The sequence below is a fragment of the Citrobacter sp. MGH104 genome, assembly GCF_001034485.1.
GTDB lineage: Bacteria > Pseudomonadota > Gammaproteobacteria > Enterobacterales > Enterobacteriaceae > Citrobacter > Citrobacter freundii.
Map to the genome: position 1 here is coordinate 588,899 of NZ_KQ089818.1, position 19,088 is coordinate 607,986.

18 protein-coding genes are annotated in these 19,088 nt (G+C 44.2%); 8 read left to right on the forward strand and 10 right to left on the reverse strand.

The window, feature by feature from the left end; translation table 11 throughout:
- The first annotated feature begins 2 nt into the window (after positions 1–2).
- Genes hisD through hisIE form a run of 7 tightly spaced genes read left to right on the forward strand, consistent with a single transcriptional unit; the run spans position 3 to position 6,137 of the window.
- Positions 3–1,307 carry a histidinol dehydrogenase gene (gene hisD / locus SK34_RS02890; protein ID WP_032936752.1) on the forward strand — a complete coding sequence of 435 codons (1,305 nt, stop codon included), beginning with the start codon at positions 3–5 and terminating at the stop codon, positions 1,305–1,307.
- Positions 1,304–2,383 carry a histidinol-phosphate transaminase gene (gene hisC, locus SK34_RS02895; RefSeq protein ID WP_048232298.1) on the forward strand — a complete coding sequence of 360 codons (1,080 nt, stop codon included), beginning with the start codon at positions 1,304–1,306 and terminating at the stop codon, positions 2,381–2,383. Before hisD ends, hisC begins: the two co-directional genes overlap by 4 nt.
- Positions 2,380–3,447 carry a bifunctional histidinol-phosphatase/imidazoleglycerol-phosphate dehydratase HisB gene (gene hisB / locus SK34_RS02900; protein ID WP_048232300.1) on the forward strand — a complete coding sequence of 356 codons (1,068 nt, stop codon included), beginning with the start codon at positions 2,380–2,382 and terminating at the stop codon, positions 3,445–3,447. Before hisC ends, hisB begins: the two co-directional genes overlap by 4 nt.
- Positions 3,447–4,037 carry an imidazole glycerol phosphate synthase subunit HisH gene (gene hisH / locus SK34_RS02905; protein ID WP_003030129.1) on the forward strand — a complete coding sequence of 197 codons (591 nt, stop codon included), beginning with the start codon at positions 3,447–3,449 and terminating at the stop codon, positions 4,035–4,037. Before hisB ends, hisH begins: the two co-directional genes overlap by 1 nt.
- Positions 4,037–4,774, forward strand: a complete 738-nt coding sequence (gene hisA, locus SK34_RS02910) for a 1-(5-phosphoribosyl)-5-[(5-phosphoribosylamino)methylideneamino]imidazole-4-carboxamide isomerase (protein WP_003838958.1) — start codon at positions 4,037–4,039, stop codon at positions 4,772–4,774. Before hisH ends, hisA begins: the two co-directional genes overlap by 1 nt.
- Positions 4,756–5,532, forward strand: coding sequence for an imidazole glycerol phosphate synthase subunit HisF (gene hisF, locus SK34_RS02915; protein WP_019077116.1), 777 nt, complete (start codon positions 4,756–4,758; stop codon positions 5,530–5,532). The genes hisA and hisF overlap by 19 nt, the downstream gene beginning before the upstream one ends.
- On the forward strand, positions 5,526–6,137 hold the full coding sequence (hisIE, locus tag SK34_RS02920; RefSeq protein WP_003838954.1) for a bifunctional phosphoribosyl-AMP cyclohydrolase/phosphoribosyl-ATP diphosphatase HisIE: 612 nt from the start codon (positions 5,526–5,528) through the stop codon (positions 6,135–6,137). The genes hisF and hisIE overlap by 7 nt, the downstream gene beginning before the upstream one ends.
- A gap of 60 nt (positions 6,138–6,197) precedes the next feature.
- Here hisIE and wzzB read toward each other — a convergent pair whose 3' ends face one another.
- On the reverse strand, positions 6,198–7,181 hold the full coding sequence (wzzB, locus tag SK34_RS02925; protein WP_048232302.1) for an LPS O-antigen chain length determinant protein WzzB: 984 nt from the start codon (positions 7,179–7,181) through the stop codon (positions 6,198–6,200).
- A gap of 399 nt (positions 7,182–7,580) precedes the next feature.
- On the opposite strand from wzzB, the gene SK34_RS02930 reads away from it, so the two are divergent.
- Entirely contained in the window at positions 7,581–8,585 is a 1,005-nt protein-coding gene (locus SK34_RS02930) for an NAD-dependent epimerase (RefSeq protein ID WP_032936743.1), read from the forward strand.
- Between the two features lie 58 nt (positions 8,586–8,643).
- On the opposite strand, the gene ugd is transcribed toward SK34_RS02930, so the two are convergent.
- The 9 genes from ugd to SK34_RS02975 all read right to left on the reverse strand — a co-directional run bounded on the left by ugd (position 8,644) and on the right by SK34_RS02975 (position 18,891).
- The gene (ugd, locus tag SK34_RS02935; protein WP_048232304.1) at positions 8,644–9,810 is read right to left on the reverse strand and encodes a UDP-glucose 6-dehydrogenase; all 1,167 of its coding nucleotides are present in this window, start codon (positions 9,808–9,810) and stop codon (positions 8,644–8,646) included.
- A 197-nt stretch (positions 9,811–10,007) separates the two neighbouring features.
- Positions 10,008–11,414, reverse strand: coding sequence for an NADP-dependent phosphogluconate dehydrogenase (gene gndA / locus SK34_RS02940; protein WP_048232306.1), 1,407 nt, complete (start codon positions 11,412–11,414; stop codon positions 10,008–10,010).
- 175 nt (positions 11,415–11,589) lie between these two features.
- Entirely contained in the window at positions 11,590–12,495 is a 906-nt protein-coding gene (locus SK34_RS02945; protein ID WP_048232307.1) for a glucosamine inositolphosphorylceramide transferase family protein, read from the reverse strand.
- Positions 12,496–12,497: 2 nt separating this feature from the next.
- Positions 12,498–13,397: a GNAT family N-acetyltransferase gene (locus SK34_RS02950; protein ID WP_048232309.1), complete on the reverse strand. Its 900-nt coding sequence runs from the start codon at positions 13,395–13,397 to the stop codon at positions 12,498–12,500.
- An 87-nt stretch (positions 13,398–13,484) separates the two neighbouring features.
- Entirely contained in the window at positions 13,485–14,582 is a 1,098-nt protein-coding gene (locus SK34_RS02955) for a glycosyltransferase (protein WP_048232311.1), read from the reverse strand.
- Complete coding sequence (locus SK34_RS02960) at positions 14,579–15,370, reverse strand: glycosyltransferase family 2 protein (RefSeq protein WP_048232312.1); 792 nt, start codon at positions 15,368–15,370, stop codon at positions 14,579–14,581. Before SK34_RS02960 ends, SK34_RS02955 begins: the two co-directional genes overlap by 4 nt.
- 36 nt (positions 15,371–15,406) lie before the next feature.
- Positions 15,407–16,432 carry an EpsG family protein gene (locus tag SK34_RS02965; protein ID WP_048232314.1) on the reverse strand — a complete coding sequence of 342 codons (1,026 nt, stop codon included), beginning with the start codon at positions 16,430–16,432 and terminating at the stop codon, positions 15,407–15,409.
- An 11-nt stretch (positions 16,433–16,443) separates the two neighbouring features.
- Positions 16,444–17,700, reverse strand: a complete 1,257-nt coding sequence (locus SK34_RS02970) for a lipopolysaccharide biosynthesis protein (RefSeq protein WP_048232316.1) — start codon at positions 17,698–17,700, stop codon at positions 16,444–16,446.
- A gap of 174 nt (positions 17,701–17,874) precedes the next feature.
- Positions 17,875–18,891, reverse strand: a complete 1,017-nt coding sequence (locus SK34_RS02975; protein WP_048232318.1) for a glycosyltransferase — start codon at positions 18,889–18,891, stop codon at positions 17,875–17,877.
- Positions 18,892–19,088 lie beyond the last annotated feature (197 nt).

The following is a 19,088-nucleotide window of genomic DNA, read 5'->3' on the forward strand; positions in this document are numbered from 1 at the left end:
CCATGAGCTTCAATACCCTGATTGACTGGAATAGCTGTAGCCCCGAGCAGCAACGCGAACTGCTGATGCGCCCGGCTATTTCCGCCTCGGAAAGCATCAGCCGTACGGTGGCCGAGATCCTTGAGAACGTCAAAAATAACGGCGACCGGGCGCTGCGTGAATACAGCGCGAAGTTTGATAAAACCGAGGTCGGCGCGCTGCGCGTCACCGAGGAAGAAATTCAGCAAGCCAGTAGTCGCCTGAGCGACGAACTGAAACAAGCTATGCAGGCAGCGGTGCGTAATATTGATACTTTCCACACCGCTCAGATCCTGCCGCCGGTGGATATCGAAACTCAGCCGGGTGTGCGCTGCCAGCAGGTTACCCGCCCTATCGCTTCCGTGGGCCTGTATATTCCTGGAGGTTCAGCGCCGCTGTTCTCTACCGTATTAATGCTGGCGACCCCGGCGCGCATCGCCGGCTGCAAAAAAGTGGTGCTGTGCTCACCGCCGCCGATTGCCGATGAAATTCTCTACGCCGCGCAACTGTGTGGTGTAAAAGAGGTGTTTAATGTGGGCGGCGCGCAGGCTATTGCCGCGCTGGCGTTGGGCACCGAATCCATTCCTAAGGTCGATAAAATCTTCGGGCCGGGCAATGCGTATGTGACCGAAGCCAAACGTCAGGTCAGCCAGCGTCTTGACGGCGCGGCCATCGACATGCCTGCTGGCCCGTCCGAAGTGCTGGTTATCGCCGACAGCGGCGCGACGCCGGACTTTGTTGCCTCCGACCTGCTTTCTCAGGCAGAACACGGCCCCGACTCGCAGGTTATCCTACTGACGCCAGACGCTACGCTTGCCGAAGGCGTTGCCAAAGCCGTAGAGCGCCAGCTCGCTGAGCTTTCCCGCGCTGAGACCGCCCGCCAGGCGCTCAGTGCCAGTCGGCTGATTATCGCCAAAGATCTGGCGCAGTGCGTGGCCATTTCTAACGCCTACGGCCCGGAACATCTGATTATTCAGACCCGCAACGCACGTGAACTGGTTGATGAGATCACCAGCGCCGGTTCGGTGTTCCTCGGCGACTGGTCGCCGGAATCCGCAGGCGACTACGCTTCCGGTACCAACCACGTGCTGCCAACCTACGGTTATACCGCAACCTGTTCCAGTCTGGGGCTCGCTGATTTCCAGAAACGCATGACCGTACAGGAATTAACACCACAAGGTTTCTCTGCGCTGGCCGCCACCATTGAAACCCTGGCCGCGGCTGAGCTACTGACCGCCCACAAAAATGCCGTTACCCTGCGCGTTAACGCCCTGAAGGAGCAAGCATGAGCACTGACAACTTTCTCAGCGTCACTGATTTAGCCCGTAAGAATGTTCGCGAATTAACGCCCTATCAGTCTGCCCGTCGTCTCGGCGGTAACGGCGATGTCTGGCTCAACGCGAATGAATATCCCACCGCCGTGGAGTTCCATCTCAGTCAACAAACGCTGAACCGCTACCCGGAGTGTCAGCCGAAAGCGGTGATTGAGAATTACGCGCAGTATGCTGGCGTCAAACCGGATCAGGTGCTGGTCAGCCGCGGCGCAGATGAAGGGATCGAGCTGCTGGTGCGCGCGTTTTGCGAACCCGGTAAAGATGCCATTCTCTACTGCCCGCCGACTTACGGCATGTACAGCGTCAGCGCCGAAACGATTGGCGTCGAATGCCGCACCGTTCCGACCCTTGATAACTGGCAGCTGGATTTGCAAGGCATCGCGGACAAGATTGATGGCGTGAAGGTGGTCTACGTTTGCAGCCCTAATAACCCAACCGGCCAGTTGATTAACCCGCAGGATCTGCGTTCACTGCTCGAAATGACGCAGGGTAAAGCTATTGTGGTCGCTGATGAGGCCTATATTGAGTTTTGCCCGCAGGCCACGCTCGCAGGCTGGCTGTCTGAGTATCCGCATCTGGTGATATTACGCACGTTGTCAAAAGCGTTTGCTCTCGCCGGTTTACGCTGCGGGTTTACGCTGGCGAATGCAGAGGTTATCAATCTGCTGTTAAAGGTGATTGCCCCTTACCCACTCTCTACGCCGGTAGCAGATATCGCCGCCCAGGCCCTGACGCCGCAAGGGATTTCCGCCATGCGTAAACGCGTAGAGCAGATCCTGGAAGAGCGTCAGTATCTGGTAGATAACCTGAAAACGATTCGCTGTGTAGAACAGGTTTTCGACTCTGAAACCAACTATGTTCTGGCGCGCTTCACCGCATCAAGTAGCGTATTTAAATCTTTGTGGGATCAGGGCATTATCTTACGAGATCAGAATAAACAACCTTCGTTAAGCGGCTGCCTGCGAATTACTGTCGGAACCCGTGAAGAGAGCCAGCGCGTCATTGACGCCTTACGTGCGGAGCAAGTATGAGCCAGAAGTATCTTTTTATTGACCGTGATGGAACCCTGATTTCCGAACCGCCAAGTGACTTTCAGGTCGATCGCTTTGACAAACTCGCCTTCGAGCCGGAAGTTGTTCCCGTTTTGCTGAAACTGCAAAAAGCAGGTTTTAAGCTGGTTATGATCACTAACCAGGATGGACTCGGAACGCAGAGTTTCCCACAGGCTGATTTTGACGGTCCGCATAACCTGATGATGCAAATTTTCACCTCTCAGGGTGTGACATTTGATGAGGTACTGATTTGCCCGCACCTGCCAGCGGACGAGTGCGATTGCCGTAAGCCAAAAGTGAAGCTGGTTGAACCGTTTCTGGTTGAACAGGCCATGGATATGGCGAACAGCTACGTCATTGGCGACCGGGCGACCGATATTCAGCTCGCTGAAAACATGGGCATTAGCGGATTGCGTTACCATCGCGACACCCTGAACTGGGCGATGATCGGCGAGCAGCTGACCAAACGTGACCGCTACGCACACGTTGAGCGTAATACTAAAGAAACGCAGATTGACGTCAAAGTCTGGCTGGACCGTGAAGGCCAAAGCAAAATCAACACAGGCGTGGGATTCTTTGACCATATGCTGGATCAAATCGCCACCCATGGCGGTTTTCGCATGGAGATTGCCGTCAAGGGCGATCTGTATATAGACGATCACCACACCGTTGAAGATACCGGTCTGGCGCTGGGTGAAGCTTTAAAGCTGGCATTAGGCGATAAACGCGGCATCAATCGTTTTGGTTTTGTGCTGCCGATGGACGAGTGCCTGGCGCGTTGCGCACTGGATATCTCCGGCCGCCCGCACCTGGAATACCGCGCGGAGTTTACCTACCAGCGCGTTGGCGATCTGAGCACAGAGATGATCGAACACTTCTTCCGCTCACTCTCTTACACCATGGGCGTCACCCTGCACCTGAAAACCAAAGGCAAAAATGACCACCACCGTGTGGAGAGCCTGTTTAAAGCCTTTGGCCGTACTCTGCGTCAGGCAATTCGTGTAGAAGGCGACACGCTGCCCTCCTCAAAAGGAGTGCTGTAATGAATGTGGTGATTCTGGACACCGGTTGCGCCAACCTGCATTCGGTAAAATCCGCCGTCGCACGCCACGGATACGACCCGGTTGTCAGCCGTGACCCGGACGTGGTGCTGCGCGCCGATAAACTGTTTCTGCCGGGCGTCGGTACCGCCCAGGCGGCGATGGACCAGTTGCACGAGCGTGAACTGATTGAGCTGATCAAAGCCTGTACGCAACCAGTGCTGGGGATCTGCTTAGGCATGCAACTGCTGGGCCGTCGCAGCGAAGAGAGTAACGGCGTATCCCTGCTGGGCATTATTGAGCAGGATGTCCCGAAGATGACCGATTTCGGTCTGCCGCTGCCGCACATGGGCTGGAATCGCGTCTATCCGCAGGCGGGAAATCGTCTGTTCCAGGGCATTGAAGATGGCGCGTATTTCTACTTTGTTCACAGCTATGCTATGCCGGTAAACCCGTGGACCATCGCCCAGTGTCATTACGGTGAACCGTTTACCGCGGCAGTACAAAAGGACAATTTCTTTGGCGTGCAGTTCCACCCTGAACGTTCGGGCGCGGCTGGGGCGCAGTTGCTGAAAAACTTTCTGGAGATGTAATGATTATTCCGGCATTAGATTTAATCGACGGCACGGTAGTGCGTCTTCATCAGGGCGATTACGCAACGCAACGTGATTACGGCAACGATCCGCTCCCCCGTTTGCAAGATTACGCCGCTCAGGGGGCCGAAGTACTGCACCTGGTTGATTTAACCGGCGCGAAAGACCCGGCGCAGCGCCAGATCCCGCTGATTAAAACGCTGGTCGCTGGCGTCAACGTTCCAGTGCAGGTTGGCGGCGGCGTGCGTACCGAAGCGGATGTTGAAGCGCTGCTTAACGCTGGTGTTGCGCGTGTAGTGGTGGGTTCGACGGCGGTAAAATCTCCCGAAGTCGTCAAAAGCTGGTTTGCTCGTTTTGGTGCCGACGCGCTGGTGCTGGCACTGGACGTTCGTATTGACGAGCGCGGGAACAAACAGGTGGCGGTTAGCGGCTGGCAGGAAGATTCCGGGGTTTCACTGGAAGAACTGGTTGAGACCTATTTACCCGTCGGCCTGAAACACGTGCTGTGCACCGATATTTCCCGCGACGGTACGCTGGCAGGTTCAAACGTCGCGCTTTATGAAGAAGTGTGCGCCAAATATCCGCAGGTGGCGTTTCAGTCATCTGGTGGTATTGGTGGAATCGAGGACGTAGCGGCCCTGCGCGGGACCGGTGTTCGTGGTGTTATCGTCGGACGAGCCTTGCTGGAAGGAAAGTTCACCGTTGAGGAGGCCATACAATGCTGGCAAAACGCATAATTCCTTGTCTGGACGTCCGCGATGGGCAGGTAGTAAAAGGCGTTCAGTTCCGCAATCACGAGATTATTGGCGACATTGTCCCACTGGCAAAACGCTATGCCGATGAAGGCGCAGATGAACTGGTGTTCTACGATATCACCGCTTCCAGCGATGGCCGCGTAGTGGATAAAAGCTGGGTATCACGCGTGGCGGAAGTGATCGATATTCCGTTCTGTGTTGCCGGTGGCATTAAATCCATCGACGATGCGGCACGTATCCTCTCTTTCGGGGCGGACAAAATCTCCATCAACTCCCCGGCGCTGGCCGAACCGGAACTTATCACCCGTCTGGCGGATCGCTTTGGCGTGCAGTGCATCGTGGTGGGCATTGATACCTGGTATGACGCCGAAACCGGCAAATATCACGTTAATCAGTATACCGGGGATGAAAGCCGTACCCGCGTCACGCAGTGGGAAACACTGGACTGGGTGCAGGAAGTCCAAAAACGCGGCGCGGGCGAAATCGTCCTGAACATGATGAATCAGGACGGCGTACGTAACGGTTATGACCTGGAACAGTTGAAAAAAGTACGTGACGTTTGCCACGTCCCGCTGATTGCCTCCGGCGGCGCGGGCACCATGGAACACTTTCTCGAAGCCTTCCGGGATGCCGACGTTGACGGCGCGCTTGCCGCCTCCGTCTTCCACAAACAAATTATCAATATTGGCGAATTAAAAGCGTACCTGGCAACACAGGGCGTGGAGATCAGGATATGTTAACGAAGCAACAATGCCGCGAGCTGGACTGGGAAAAAACCGACGGGCTGATGCCAGTCGTCGTGCAGCATGCGGTTTCCGGTGAGGTGCTGATGCTGGGTTATATGAACCCGGAAGCGCTGGATAAAACGCTCGAAAGCGGCAAAGTGACCTTTTTCTCGCGGACTAAGCAGCGCCTGTGGACCAAAGGAGAAACATCCGGTCACTTCCTGAATGTGGTGAGCATTGCGCCTGACTGCGACAACGACACTCTGCTAGTGCTGGTTAACCCGATTGGCCCGACCTGCCATAAAGGGACTTCAAGCTGCTTTGGCGACGCCAGCCACCAGTGGCTGTTCTTGTATCAGCTTGAGCAACTGCTGGCCGAACGTAAAACCGCTGACCCAGCCAGTTCCTACACCGCGAAACTGTATGCCAGCGGCACCAAACGCATCGCACAGAAAGTGGGTGAAGAAGGCGTAGAAACCGCGCTGGCTGCGACGGTGAACGACCGCTTTGAGCTGACAAACGAAGCCTCTGATCTGATGTATCACCTGCTGGTGCTGCTGCAGGATCAGGACCTTGACCTGACGACGGTGATTGAGAATTTACGTAAGCGTCATCAGTAAGTTGCAGAGCAGATATGAAAAAACCGGGCACTGCCCGGTTTTTTGTTGTCAGGTTCAGGTTTACTCTGCTTTTGCGTTGTAACCACGCAGAGCATTTCGCCCCAGCACCACGCCAGCCCCAATCATCCCGCCGAGCAGAACCGCCAGCACCAGGGTAATCGCTTTTTTCGGACTGTCACGACGAACCGGTAACGTTGGTTTCATCACGTAGCGGTAGGCGTGTAACTCAGCCCCATCAAGCTTAAGGCTTTCAATATCCAACAGTTTTTGTTTTGTCTGGAAATAATTGTCAGATAATATCAACGGACGCGTAGATTCGTGCTCAATCATGGACTTCAGGGCATCGCTACCCAACAGGAACATGCTGTCCTGCGTAACATCCTGAGTTTGCTGAATCTGCGGCTTGGTCACACCCGCCTGCACTGCATACCGCAGCGCTTCCTGGATTTGCTTGATTCGCAGATCTTTTTGCTCCTGAGCGACCACTTCCTGAGTTTTCAGAGAGTCTTGCAACGTAGTTGTTTGCAATTTGATGTTATCAACCAGGTCAAGTTCCAGCTCTTTGGCAACCTTTTCATCTGTTTGTTGAATGTATATGGCGAGTTGACGCTGAGCGTCTTCTGGTGAGCCACCCACATAAGAAACCGCCAACGGTAATGGTTGCCCTTTTACAGACTGCTCAATCGATAGTTTTTCAGGCTTTTCCTGATTATCCAGCGTTTCCGCCAATGCAGAAAATGACGTGCTAAAACGGCCAATCACGTTTGCCTGTAACTCAGTAACCTTAGGGGCGCTGACACCATACAACACGTTGAGGGCGTTGTTATATGTGGCTATCTGACCAACATCCGGTTGAGTGATAATTGCTGTAGAGGTCCATTTCTCCTTAGCAACTGCCAGATAGCCCACAGCAAGCACTATGGCAATAACAATCGCAATAACGATTGTTACTTTCCCGCGCCACAACTGTACTAGTAAATCAATCAGATCAATCTGTTCCGGATCATGACTGCTCCCGGACATGTTGTTATCACTTACAGACATAGAAACCCTAGATAAGGAAAGACTTAAACTGGGATTAGTTTAGCTATAAATTGAGGCAATGCCATAGGATTAATGATAAAAAAATCAAATTGTTTGAGGGATTTTGATTGGTATTTCAATCACTACTGAAAATCAATACGATTAAACAAAAGTGTAAATACTCAAAGAACACTTTCATGAGCAAAAAAACAGCAATAATCAAATTTCATGCCCGCCAATCGTTGCACTTTACAATTCATTTTAATGAATTCATGTCGTGAATACTTACCGTCTAACCAGTAAAGATGGTAAGCGTAAAAAATATAACAATTAGCTTTTTTACCATCTAACGGTATCATTCCACTTTTTAGTAGCGCCTGTTGGTGCCTGGCTATTATTTAGCCAAAAAGAGGAATAAACATGAAATACCTGGTTACGGGTGCCGCTGGTTTCATCGGCTTCCACGTTAGCAAACGCCTCCTTGAGGCTGGCCATCAAGTAGTCGGTATTGATAATCTGAACGATTACTACGACGTCAGTCTTAAACAAGCTCGTCTGGAATTACTTGCGCAGCCTGGTTTCCAGTTTAATAAAATTGATTTAGCCGACCGCGAAGGCATGACTGAACTCTTCGCATCCGGGCATTTTGAACGCGTAATTCATCTCGCCGCCCAGGCTGGCGTACGTTATTCACTCGAAAACCCGCATGCCTATGCAGACTCAAATCTCACAGGCTTTCTGAACATACTGGAAGGGTGTCGCCATAATAAAATTCAGCATTTACTCTATGCCTCATCCAGTTCAGTTTACGGCCTGAATCGCAAAATGCCTTTCTCTACGGATGATTCCGTCGATCATCCCGTGTCGCTGTATGCAGCAACCAAAAAAGCCAACGAGCTGATGGCTCATACTTATTCCCACCTGTACGGATTGCCCACCACCGGGTTGCGTTTTTTCACCGTGTACGGCCCATGGGGTCGACCGGATATGGCGCTGTTCAAGTTCACCAAAGCGATGCTGGAAGGGAAAAGTATTGACGTCTATAACTACGGCAAAATGAAGCGTGACTTTACCTATATCGATGATATCGCAGAAGCGATCATTCGCCTGCAGGATGTCATTCCACACGCAGACACACAATGGACCGTTGAAACAGGCACGCCAGCAGCCAGCATTGCGCCCTGGCGCGTCTACAATATCGGCAATAGTTCACCGGTTGAGCTAATGGACTATATCCAGGCTTTGGAAGATGCTCTGGGTATTGAAGCGAAGAAAAACATGCTACCACTACAGCCAGGTGATGTACTGGAAACCAGCGCAGACACTAAAGCACTGTATGAGGTAATTGGTTTTAAACCTGAAACCACGGTAAAAGATGGGGTGAAGAACTTTGTTGACTGGTATCGTAATTTCTACAAAGTTTAATTACTGACCTGATTAAAATAAAAAGGCCTTTTATAAGGCCTTTTTTATGGAGACGAGATTAATCACTACCAAACAAATCGCGGGTATAAACTTTATCGGCAACATCAGCTAATTCTGACGTCATGCGGTTAGAAATAATAATATCCGCTTCATTTTTGAACGAATTAAGATCACGCACTACCCGAGAGTGGAAAAATTCATCTTCCTCCATCACGGGTTCATAAATAATAACGGGCACACCCTTGGCTTTAATGCGCTTCATGATGCCCTGAATAGATGATGCCCGAAAATTATCGGAACCACTTTTCATGATCAAACGGTACACGCCGACCACCTTAGGCTTACGCGCAAGAATAGAATCTGCAATGAAGTCCTTACGCGTACGGTTAGCATCAACGATCGCGCCAATAATGTTATTCGGTACAGACGCGTAGTTAGCCAGCAACTGCTTAGTATCTTTCGGCAGACAGTAGCCGCCATAGCCGAATGATGGATTGTTGTAGTGATTACCGATACGCGGATCCAGGCACACACCTTCAATAATCTGCCGTGAGTTCAAGCCAAGACTTTCTGCATAGCTATCCAGCTCGTTAAAGTAGGCCACACGTAACGCCAGATAGGTGTTAGCGAACAACTTGATGGCTTCGGCTTCAGTAGAGTCGGTAAACAGCGTCGGAATGTCTTTTTTAACCGCACCTTCCTGCAGCAACGCGGCAAAACGCTCGGCTCGTTCGGAACGTTCACCAATAACGATACGGGACGGATGCAAGTTGTCGTGTAGCGCACGACCTTCACGCAGGAATTCTGGCGAAAAGAAAATATTGTCGATACCCAACTGTTCTTTAATAGAGTTCGTAAAGCCAACCGGAATCGTTGATTTAATTACCATCACCGCATTTGGGTTGATTTCGACCACATCGCGGATCACTGACTCGACGCTCGAAGTGTTAAAGTAGTTAGTTGTCGGATCGTAATCAGTCGGTGTCGCGATGATAACGTAGTCCGCGTCGCGGTAAGCATCATACTTATCGGTCGTTGCACGGAAATTCAGCTGTTTTGTCGCCAGATATTCTTCGATCTCCTTATCAACGATCGGCGATTTTTTCTGATTCAGCATCTCGACCTTCGTCGGAACGATATCCAGAGCGACCACTTCGTGGTGCTGGGCAATCAGAATACCGTTCGACAAACCTACATAACCTGTTCCTGAGATAGTTATCTTCATTCGCTGTGTAACTTCTTCCGGTTGAACATTTGAGGGTGAACACGCTGCCAATAACGTGGCGCATCGCTCTGCATCGCACCAGTATATCGTGATTTGCTACAACACCGGATATCAGACCTGACTGAATCCCATTTTTTGGCAATAAAAAAGCCCGGAGGAGCGCTCCGGGCCTGGATTCACAGTTTGACTAAATCAGATTAATCCAGCCATTCGGTATGGAACACGCCTTCTTTATCGGTGCGTTTATACGTATGTGCACCAAAGTAGTCGCGCTGGGCCTGGATCAGGTTAGCCGGCAGTACCGCAGAGCGGTAGCTGTCGTAGTAGGCTATCGCTGCAGAGAAGGTCGGTACCGGAATACCGTTCTGCACAGCATAAGCCACTACATCACGTAGCGCTTGCTGATATTCGTCAGCGATATTTTTGAAATACGGAGCCAGCAGCAGGTTCGCGATACCTTTGTTTTCAGCATAGGCGTCGGTGATTTTCTGCAGGAATTGCGCACGAATGATGCAGCCCGCGCGGAAGATCTTCGCAATTTCGCCGTAGTTCAGATCCCAGTTGTATTCGTCAGATGCGGCACGCAGTTGAGAGAAGCCCTGAGCATAAGAGACGATTTTGCCCAAATACAGCGCGCGACGGACCTTCTCAACAAACTCTGCTTTATCACCAGCCAGTTTAGCCTGCGGGCCAGACAGCACTTTAGATGCCGCAACGCGCTGGTCTTTCAGAGAAGAGATGTAGCGAGCGAATACGGATTCGGTGATCAGCGACAGCGGTTCGCCCAGATCCAGAGAGCTCTGGCTGGTCCATTTACCGGTGCCTTTGTTCGCCGCTTCGTCCAGGATCACATCAACAAGGTATTTACCCTCTTCGTCTTTCTTGGTGAAGATATCTTTGGTGATGTCGATCAGATAACTGCTCAACTCACCTTCATTCCACTCGGTGAAAGTAGTTGCCAGCTCTTCGTTAGACAGGTTCAGACCGCCTTTCAGCAGAGAATAGGCTTCCGCAATCAGCTGCATATCGCCGTATTCAATCCCGTTGTGCACCATCTTCACGTAATGACCCGCGCCATCGGCACCGATATAGGTCACGCACGGCTCGCCATCTTCAGCAACCGCGGCAATCTTGGTCAGGATAGGAGCAACCAGTTCGTACGCTTCTTTCTGACCACCTGGCATGATGGATGGGCCTTTCAGTGCGCCCTCTTCACCGCCGGAAACACCGGTACCGATGAAGTTGAAGCCTTCGGCTGACAGTTCGCGGTTACGACGAATAGTGTCCTGGAAGAAGGTGTTACCACCATCAATGATGATGTCGCCTTTATCCAGATACGGCTTCAGGGAATCAATGGCAGCATCGGTGCCAGCACCCGCTTTTACCATTAACAGGATACGACGTGGGGTTTCAAGAGACTCGACGAACTCTTTCACCGTGTAATAAGGAACCAGTTTCTTACTCGGGTTCTCGGCAACAACTTCTTCAGTTTTCTCGCGGGAGCGGTTGAAGATGGAGACGGTATAACCACGGCTTTCGATGTTGAGCGCCAGGTTGCGCCCCATCACTGCCATACCGACGACGCCGATCTGTTGCTTGGACATTACATACTCCTGTCAGGTGTGGTCACCGCGCGACGTATGCGCGGCTTGAATGTGTTCTAGATGTTAACTCAGGTTAATGTCACTGAATAGAGATAGGTTCACTTATGGTTCTTTTTGACTTAAAAATAATTATTGTTTGGCAGGTTGAATATCGCATATTTTCTACGACAAAAACTCAATTCCTGAACGGCAATCTAATTTTGAGCTTATAAGCTAATTTTCTAAATACGTTACTAAATCTGTATTTGACTATTTTCCCGTCGAAAACAATATATTCATCTTTTACTGATAGGGTATGAATTCCATTATTGTAAGGCGACAATGGAAGAATCTCCATATGCTCTTTTTCTTTATAATCACTTGGGTTAATATACAGTATTTTACTTACAACAAGACTACCGCCATATGTTTTAGAACAGTTTTGAGATACTCTGTATAGCTTATCATCAAAGCAAAGCATACCCCCTCCATTTCGCCCAACCCTACTGTTTTTTACAATAGGGGACATTTTATGCTCGACAAAATCATTTAGAAGTGAATCAGAGTAGAACAATCTTTGTTTGAAAGGCTCGTTTATAGTCGAAGTAAATAAATAATAGACGCCATTTACATTATGAATAAAGGAGTCAACATACATATCATCACACAATATCTTTCTAACAAATTCAAAACATTTTAATTCACTATTAAATTTATATAGATAAATGCCATTACGGTCTCCTTCTTCCGGGATACAATATAAACCGTCTTCGGCCTCAAATATATATGGAAAAGACTTATGGCCTAAGTTCTTATTTATCTCATCAAAAAAAGGATACTCATTCCCATTTAGATCTATACACTTTAGCTTCGCATTACCTGATATGTAGTTAAAATCTTCGTACGCAACATAATATACTTCAGAAATTTTAAATATGAATGGATCTGCTTCATAATCGCTTTTAACATTAATATCAAGCCATTTAACTTTCTGTTTTGATAGTTCTCCATCTAAAACAAGCGACAAGTCGCAAGATGCGATACCTATACGCCAAATATCTTGTCCGAATAACTTATAGAAAATTTTATTTAACAAACTCATAATCAATTATCACAAGCAGCAAATGAAATGTGACGACCGTCAGCACAAGGAGATTCAGAACTGAAATCTGTCATAAAGTAATTTATATTGGAGCCAATTCGTCTGTCATAAAAATACTGCTTATAATTGTCATCCTCTTCTAGCCCACTGAAAGAAAAAATTCTTGGACAAATTTTTGAATTGAAAACTTTACCTTCAGAGCCAGGATTTACGATATAATGGATAACCCTATCGATAATACCTTTAAATTTTACAGAAACGATCACACCAACAAGTTTAAATTTATCGTAAATAAATTCAACATTATACTTTTTAACCGGATGATTTATATAGCGCCATGTTAAAAAATCCATGTCACTAGCAACTATTAAATTGCTACTGCTACAAAGTATATTAATTATATCTTGTTTTTCAGACGTTCTGACTTGTGCAACGTCTGTAATGACTTTTCTTTTATTGCATAGCGATGGTTTAGATAAAAAAGAATTTATAATAGGCTGAAAATTCATTTTCGTCCTTTTCCATCCCGGTAGCGCATTACTATTTGGATGACCAATAAGACAAGCACTTTGCTCTTTCAAATACTCAATGCTTCGACGGATCAATTTCACAAAAAGGTTTTTATCACGATGGTGTGGATGAGTCAAAACATCAGTAGCATAGTAAGCATATTTTTCATTGCCATCCTGAATTAGCCTCACAGGAATCAAGAACATATTTGCAACAAGCTCATTGTCAATTTTGATATTTACGCTAATACCTTCTCCATGCGGATTGTTATGCAAGAGCCATGGCAAATACATCTCATTAAAAATCTTATTATCTGCAGTATAATAACATTTATAAAAAACTTTAAGTTCAGTAATTAGTTTTAAGTCAACTTTTTCTAAAGCAATTATCATACCCCTCCTCCAATACATGAATTAAAAAATAAATAATGATAGAAACAGCCAAGCGATTATATTATTTACTCACATATATTTAAAAAATCAGCTTATGCCTTTAGTATTAATGTAGATAGACTCCCATTGCACCACTATATTATCAATGGAAAAATTCCGCTGTACTCTATCCCTATTCAGCGTACCAATGTGCAACAATTCTTCATTATTTAAATTTAAAATTGATTTTATTTTATGCATTAGTAAGTCAGATCGGGATGGCGGAACTAAGAAATTAGCATCACCAACTACCTCTTCCACCCCACCAACGTTTGTAGCAATAACAATCCTTTCACATGCCATTGCTTCAGCGAGTACAATTCCAAAACCTTCCCATACAGAACTCAAAACAAACAAATCGCATGCTGATAACCACTCTTCAATATTATTTTGTTTACCTAACCAAAAAATATTACTGTCAACTTTCAGGTTTATCGCTAATTCCTTCAAGCTAGAATTTAGTTCGCCATCACCTATTATTGCAAGATAAGTGGAACTTTTGCATTCAAGCGATGCAAAAGCATTGATTAAATTCGGGTAGTCTTTTGCCTCTGTCAGTCTCCCAACTGTCATAATCAAGCGAGCATCATCAGGAATATTCAGTAATTCCCTCATTACTCTACGGTTTTTACTACTATAACAAAACTTATGAGTATCCACTCCATTATAGATCGGTATCATTCGTCCAAGCTTAGAAGCTTTCTTAGCAATAAATTCATTGACTGCTTTTTCACTAACATTAGTAGATATCTCAGCCAATGAATCAGTAAGTCTGTATGCCAACATCCTTAAGGAGCCACCTTCATTATTGCTATGAGCGGTAGATATCAACTTTTTAAATGGTAACGTCAGACGAATTAATCGAGCAAAGATATTCGCATGAAACATGTGACTATGCACAACATCAGGGTTGAATTCCTTTATTATTTTACGAACACCCCAGTATGTTTTTATAATTGAAACTATTCCCTTGGTCATATTCATTTCAATGACGTTTACTTCTGAGGGAGTTTTCATTAACTTATCCCCAGTCAAGGAGATAATTAAAACTTCATGTTGATTATTTACTAGTTTTTCTGAAAGATCACTAACGATTTTTTCAGCGCCGCCAATACCCAGTCCAGTGATAATCTGAATAATTTTCATTTCAGCATCCCATAATATTTGCACTGAATATATCGCACGAGCATTTTTCCTTTTTTCAGCAAATTACTTTCACGATAAAATTGGTTTCGGTAATACTCAGAAAAACCTCTATAATTATTTTTAAGGTGTTTTTTAAAATTCATGGTAAGACCATCATCAAGATAACCATAAAGATAGATAACCTTATTGATATAAAATCTCACACAGGCAAAATCTGTGATTTGCGTCCAAATTAAGCCTTCCGGTACAAATTTTTCACCAGCATGCAATGGAAATGGGATCTTCAGCATTAAATCTCTTTTGAAACAAAATGCCATTTCACCTTTTAGCAAATTTGAAGCATCAGTCGCATTAAGATACAAGGCATGATCAAGAGAATGATTATCGAATGCTATCCCTGATAAAGTTCCATTAAATTCGCTTTTTCGGAAGCCAACGCCAGAATACTCAATTCCTTCAGCCTCAGCTTCTTTAATACCTTTAAGTACCCATTCAATTGCATCATTAGTTAAGCAATCATCACTATCAACAATTAAAATATAATCACATCTTGAAAGTCTGCATCCATGATTAATAGCACTGGGTTTTCCTTGATTGACCTGAAAAGCAGTTACTATATCGAAATCGGAGTTTTTCTTGTATTCTTCAATTTTATCTGAAGTCGCATCACTACTACCATCATCAATAATTATCCACTCAAAATTCTTATTGGTTTGCTGTTGTAGTGAATAATACAAATTATCAAGTGTGTTTGCTCTGTTGTATGCGGGTGTTAATACCGTAACCATTAATGATACCTATAAAAATTTCAAATTATTATCTATCTAAACCATATAGGTACTATAGATAAACCCACCGTCGAAATGAGTTAAGAAGACATTCAATCTAACAGCACAGTAGATAAATAATGCAACGAACAAAAGCACTTTATTTGCTATCTTTTCTTGTCTTGATATATAACTGACGGTCATTAGTATATAAAAGAATTTAATATATTCGCTTAACCTTGCCATAACAGGCAGCAAGTATGAAACAAGTAAAATACCAACTCCAAGAACCATTATTACCTGATAGATTTTCTTTTCTTTTTCATGTATTAACGTTCTTTGATTTGTTGAAAGGAAATATATAAAACAAGCAAACAAAAAATCGATTAGTAAAGAACCGCTAATAAAAGGTGGCTCACTCAAATATGCTTCAATATTACCATTATGAAGAATGGTTTGATTCAGATAAACGACAATTATCTTTATCCACCATAATGAAACTACACTAACTAGTAGAATTTTAATATAATGCCTTGAGTTTGTTTTATATAAAATAACACCAGCGATTGCTATTACAACTGTAACCTCGTGAAACATAGTGGCAAAAGTTAAAAATATAAGAGCCAGCAGATTTTTCCTTCTAAAGAAAAAATCTGCTGCAATCAATAGCAAACCTGCAGCTATCGACTGTCTAATCAAAACCATATCGAGCCAGATAAAACTAACTGCATAAAACATCATCAAGCATAAAGTTGGTTTATTCGAGTTTTTATAAAAATACCAACCTTGCATGAGTACTGCAGACATACCAGAAACAGCAATTAAAAGATTAAAGTCATCACAGAACAATTTAACAACATAGTTTAATCCAAAATAGCCAAGTCCATAAGAGTATATAGCATCAGGTATCGATTCAAAATACAACTTATACACATCGTAATCAGTTCCGCCAACGCTTCTAATACCAACAAAGATGACCATAGCGACTAGTGGAATTAAAAATATAAAGAAGTTTTTTCTACTACAGAATAGTTCCAGAAGTGAAAAAAAAACGACCAGTATAAATATAGCATTAACAATCATTTAATCAACCATTATTCCTTTTTATGACCTTTACTTGATCTTCTCATCAAAACAAGATAATAAATAGAAGTCAATAAAACCATAACTAAATAGTTTAAATTATAAATGAGATAGACACTTTTCTGGCCCATAAGACCAAGCCAAATATAATACGAGGTACATGATAAAATCATCATAAAAGTCCATTTGAAGAGTATAAATCCGTTTTCTCTAAACCTATACATGATTTGCATCAGTACTAAATCAATGCCATAGAAAGTAATAGCTGGTAGTAACATCAACGCCATCTGTCCTGACATTTGAAACTTCATACCAAAGATCAGCAATATTAGTTTACTCAAGATTAATAAACAGCCTAATTGAATTACTGTTGAAACAGCAACAACTGTCCATATACACTTTTTCACATTAAGCTGTAATGTCATACGATCGACTGTCGCAAATAAATATCTCGGAGCTACAGACTGGACAATTATGCTTAAAAGTAAAAAAGCCTGCTCCAAAAACTGCACAGATACGCCATATATTGCAAGATAATCATAAGTTAAATAATGTTCGATAAAAAAACGATCAACCCTAAGATAAATCATCATAGTTACCAAAGGCACCCATAGCTTAATGCCTCTGAAGAATACTATTTTTAACACTGTTGCATTGAGGGTTATTTTTAGCTTTGAAAATAAAAAAAGGCCACCTAAAAATACAGCGAGGGCCAATGTTTCGGCACTTCGAGAGAAATATATATAGTAATTATTCGCTGTGTGAAATGCGAGCATCACACAGAACACACGGATAGCCAAAGCTACACAACGACAAATTACTGCTCTTTTTATTTTTATAATCGATTGTAAATAATTGGTAACGACACCAAATGGTTCATTTAACAGGAGAACAAATGACAAACAATATAATATTCGTTTTATTTCTTCGTCTGTAACGAAAAACACAGCATATGTCCATATAAAGATGAAAGCCAATAAGGCTCCTATCATCCTTATGAGAAAAGCAGCACTAATAAGCTCATTGACTATCTTTTTATGACGGCTCAATGCTGGAATTAGAACTTCACTACCAGCAACAAGAGCTACGGATGATACAACCACAACCCAATTTACTGAGTAAACCCATTTACCATAATCTGTAACACCAAGACTTCGGCTTATCATTGCCTCACTAAGAAAAACAAGAATAACGAAGTACATTTTCTCAATAATAAGCCATATGATATTTTTAAAAATATCTGAAGAAAAGAAAATACGCTTAAGCATAAACTAGCAACCTATTATTTGGATATAATAATCATTCTAATAATAGTATTGTTTTCATAAAAGCAGCTAAAGGATGTGGTTCTAAATAAAACCACAACAGAATTAAACTGTCAAAAGCACTCAACAATATATTACATGAAAATCATTAATACAGTAGACAGTAGATTGAATACATTAATTTAATATCAGCTTCTTATAATCATCAGCATATGAGTCAAAGACAAACTTCCCTTTTACCTCTCGTGACTTAAGTAAATAATCATCATAATTATCAAATATACTAATGATACTACGTTCAACATCTTGTTCGGTATTGTTAACAAGGAGACCATTGCCTTCTATTAACTCAGTACATCCACCAACGTTACTTAAGACAAGTGGGATTCCTGCAGTATGCGCTTCTAAACCTGACATCGGTAATCCTTCACTATCAGATACCAAAACAAACAAGTCATAATTAGAATAATTATTAAATCCTTTAACTTCCCCCACAAAATTGATATTAGAAATATCTTTGTTAGTTTCTTTTAGGGTCTTTAGGTATTCACCCCCACCTACTATATCCAACTTCATATCTGGATGCTTCGCTACTACATTAATAAGCAAATCAGGTCTTTTGGGGTAAGTAAGACGCCCCACAAAGATAATTCTCTTCTGACAATCATTACCTTCTTTTTCTTTCATCTGCACTACTGAATTTGTTAATGTCTTGATCTTACATTTGTTAATACCAATAATTCTTATAGCTTTATCTTCATCGCTTCTGGATACACACCAAATAACATCCGTTATGTATGATAGATACTTTTCTATTTTTATAAAGACAGATTTCAGCATCCCTCCATTGTATATACATGACCATCCATGTGATACATAGATACATTTAAACTTGGAAATTAACCTTGCCATTCTGGAATAAATACCAGCATTTGCTGAACTGGCGATCATAACGTCAATATTTTCCTTTCTTATAAATTTAAGTAAGGAAATATATCCAGAGAAACTGAAATGTTTTTTAAGCTGAGGTAAAATCAAGACCTTCTCAAAGTTATTTTGTTCAGTTAACCAACCATCCTCTGAGGTTATCAAATAAACAGAACCTTCATTTTTTACTAATTTCATCATCTCATTTGTCCAAGTCTGAGCTCCACCGATTTCAGACTTGGTAACAATAAAAGCTATTTTTTTCATGTGTTATTTTAAATATCAAGGTTAGTTGATTATATAGTATCTGTATGTGGCTGAAATCTATTGCAGACTTTAATTATTTAACTTATTGCACGCTACCGCCCCTGGCTCACAAGCTACCAGAGTACTTCACACATTGCTCTTCGATGTTCGGCCCTCACACAGAACCTTTTAATAATTTTCTTACCAAATACAGCGCT

Excerpts from the sequence above, each read along its gene's own strand:
- hisB (WP_048232300.1), top strand. The coding sequence starts at position 2,380 with ATGAGCCAGAAGTATCTTTTTATTGACCGTGATGGAACCCTGATTTCC.
- SK34_RS02960 (WP_048232312.1), bottom strand. The coding sequence starts at position 15,370 with ATGGTTACGGTATTAACACCCGCATACAACAGAGCAAACACACTTGAT.
- SK34_RS02945 (WP_048232307.1), bottom strand. The coding sequence starts at position 12,495 with ATGAGTTTGTTAAATAAAATTTTCTATAAGTTATTCGGACAAGATATT.
- SK34_RS02955 (WP_048232311.1), bottom strand. The coding sequence starts at position 14,582 with ATGAAAATTATTCAGATTATCACTGGACTGGGTATTGGCGGCGCTGAA.
- hisA (WP_003838958.1), top strand. The coding sequence starts at position 4,037 with ATGATTATTCCGGCATTAGATTTAATCGACGGCACGGTAGTGCGTCTT.
- SK34_RS02965 (WP_048232314.1), bottom strand. The coding sequence starts at position 16,432 with ATGATTGTTAATGCTATATTTATACTGGTCGTTTTTTTTTCACTTCTG.
- hisH (WP_003030129.1), top strand. The coding sequence starts at position 3,447 with ATGAATGTGGTGATTCTGGACACCGGTTGCGCCAACCTGCATTCGGTA.
- SK34_RS02950 (WP_048232309.1), bottom strand. The coding sequence starts at position 13,397 with ATGATAATTGCTTTAGAAAAAGTTGACTTAAAACTAATTACTGAACTT.
- hisC (WP_048232298.1), top strand. The coding sequence starts at position 1,304 with ATGAGCACTGACAACTTTCTCAGCGTCACTGATTTAGCCCGTAAGAAT.
- SK34_RS02970 (WP_048232316.1), bottom strand. The coding sequence starts at position 17,700 with ATGCTTAAGCGTATTTTCTTTTCTTCAGATATTTTTAAAAATATCATA.
- hisIE (WP_003838954.1), top strand. The coding sequence starts at position 5,526 with ATGTTAACGAAGCAACAATGCCGCGAGCTGGACTGGGAAAAAACCGAC.
- gndA (WP_048232306.1), bottom strand. The coding sequence starts at position 11,414 with ATGTCCAAGCAACAGATCGGCGTCGTCGGTATGGCAGTGATGGGGCGC.
- ugd (WP_048232304.1), bottom strand. The coding sequence starts at position 9,810 with ATGAAGATAACTATCTCAGGAACAGGTTATGTAGGTTTGTCGAACGGT.
- SK34_RS02930 (WP_032936743.1), top strand. The coding sequence starts at position 7,581 with ATGAAATACCTGGTTACGGGTGCCGCTGGTTTCATCGGCTTCCACGTT.
- SK34_RS02975 (WP_048232318.1), bottom strand. The coding sequence starts at position 18,891 with ATGAAAAAAATAGCTTTTATTGTTACCAAGTCTGAAATCGGTGGAGCT.
- wzzB (WP_048232302.1), bottom strand. The coding sequence starts at position 7,181 with ATGTCTGTAAGTGATAACAACATGTCCGGGAGCAGTCATGATCCGGAA.
- hisD (WP_032936752.1), top strand. The coding sequence starts at position 3 with ATGAGCTTCAATACCCTGATTGACTGGAATAGCTGTAGCCCCGAGCAG.
- hisF (WP_019077116.1), top strand. The coding sequence starts at position 4,756 with ATGCTGGCAAAACGCATAATTCCTTGTCTGGACGTCCGCGATGGGCAG.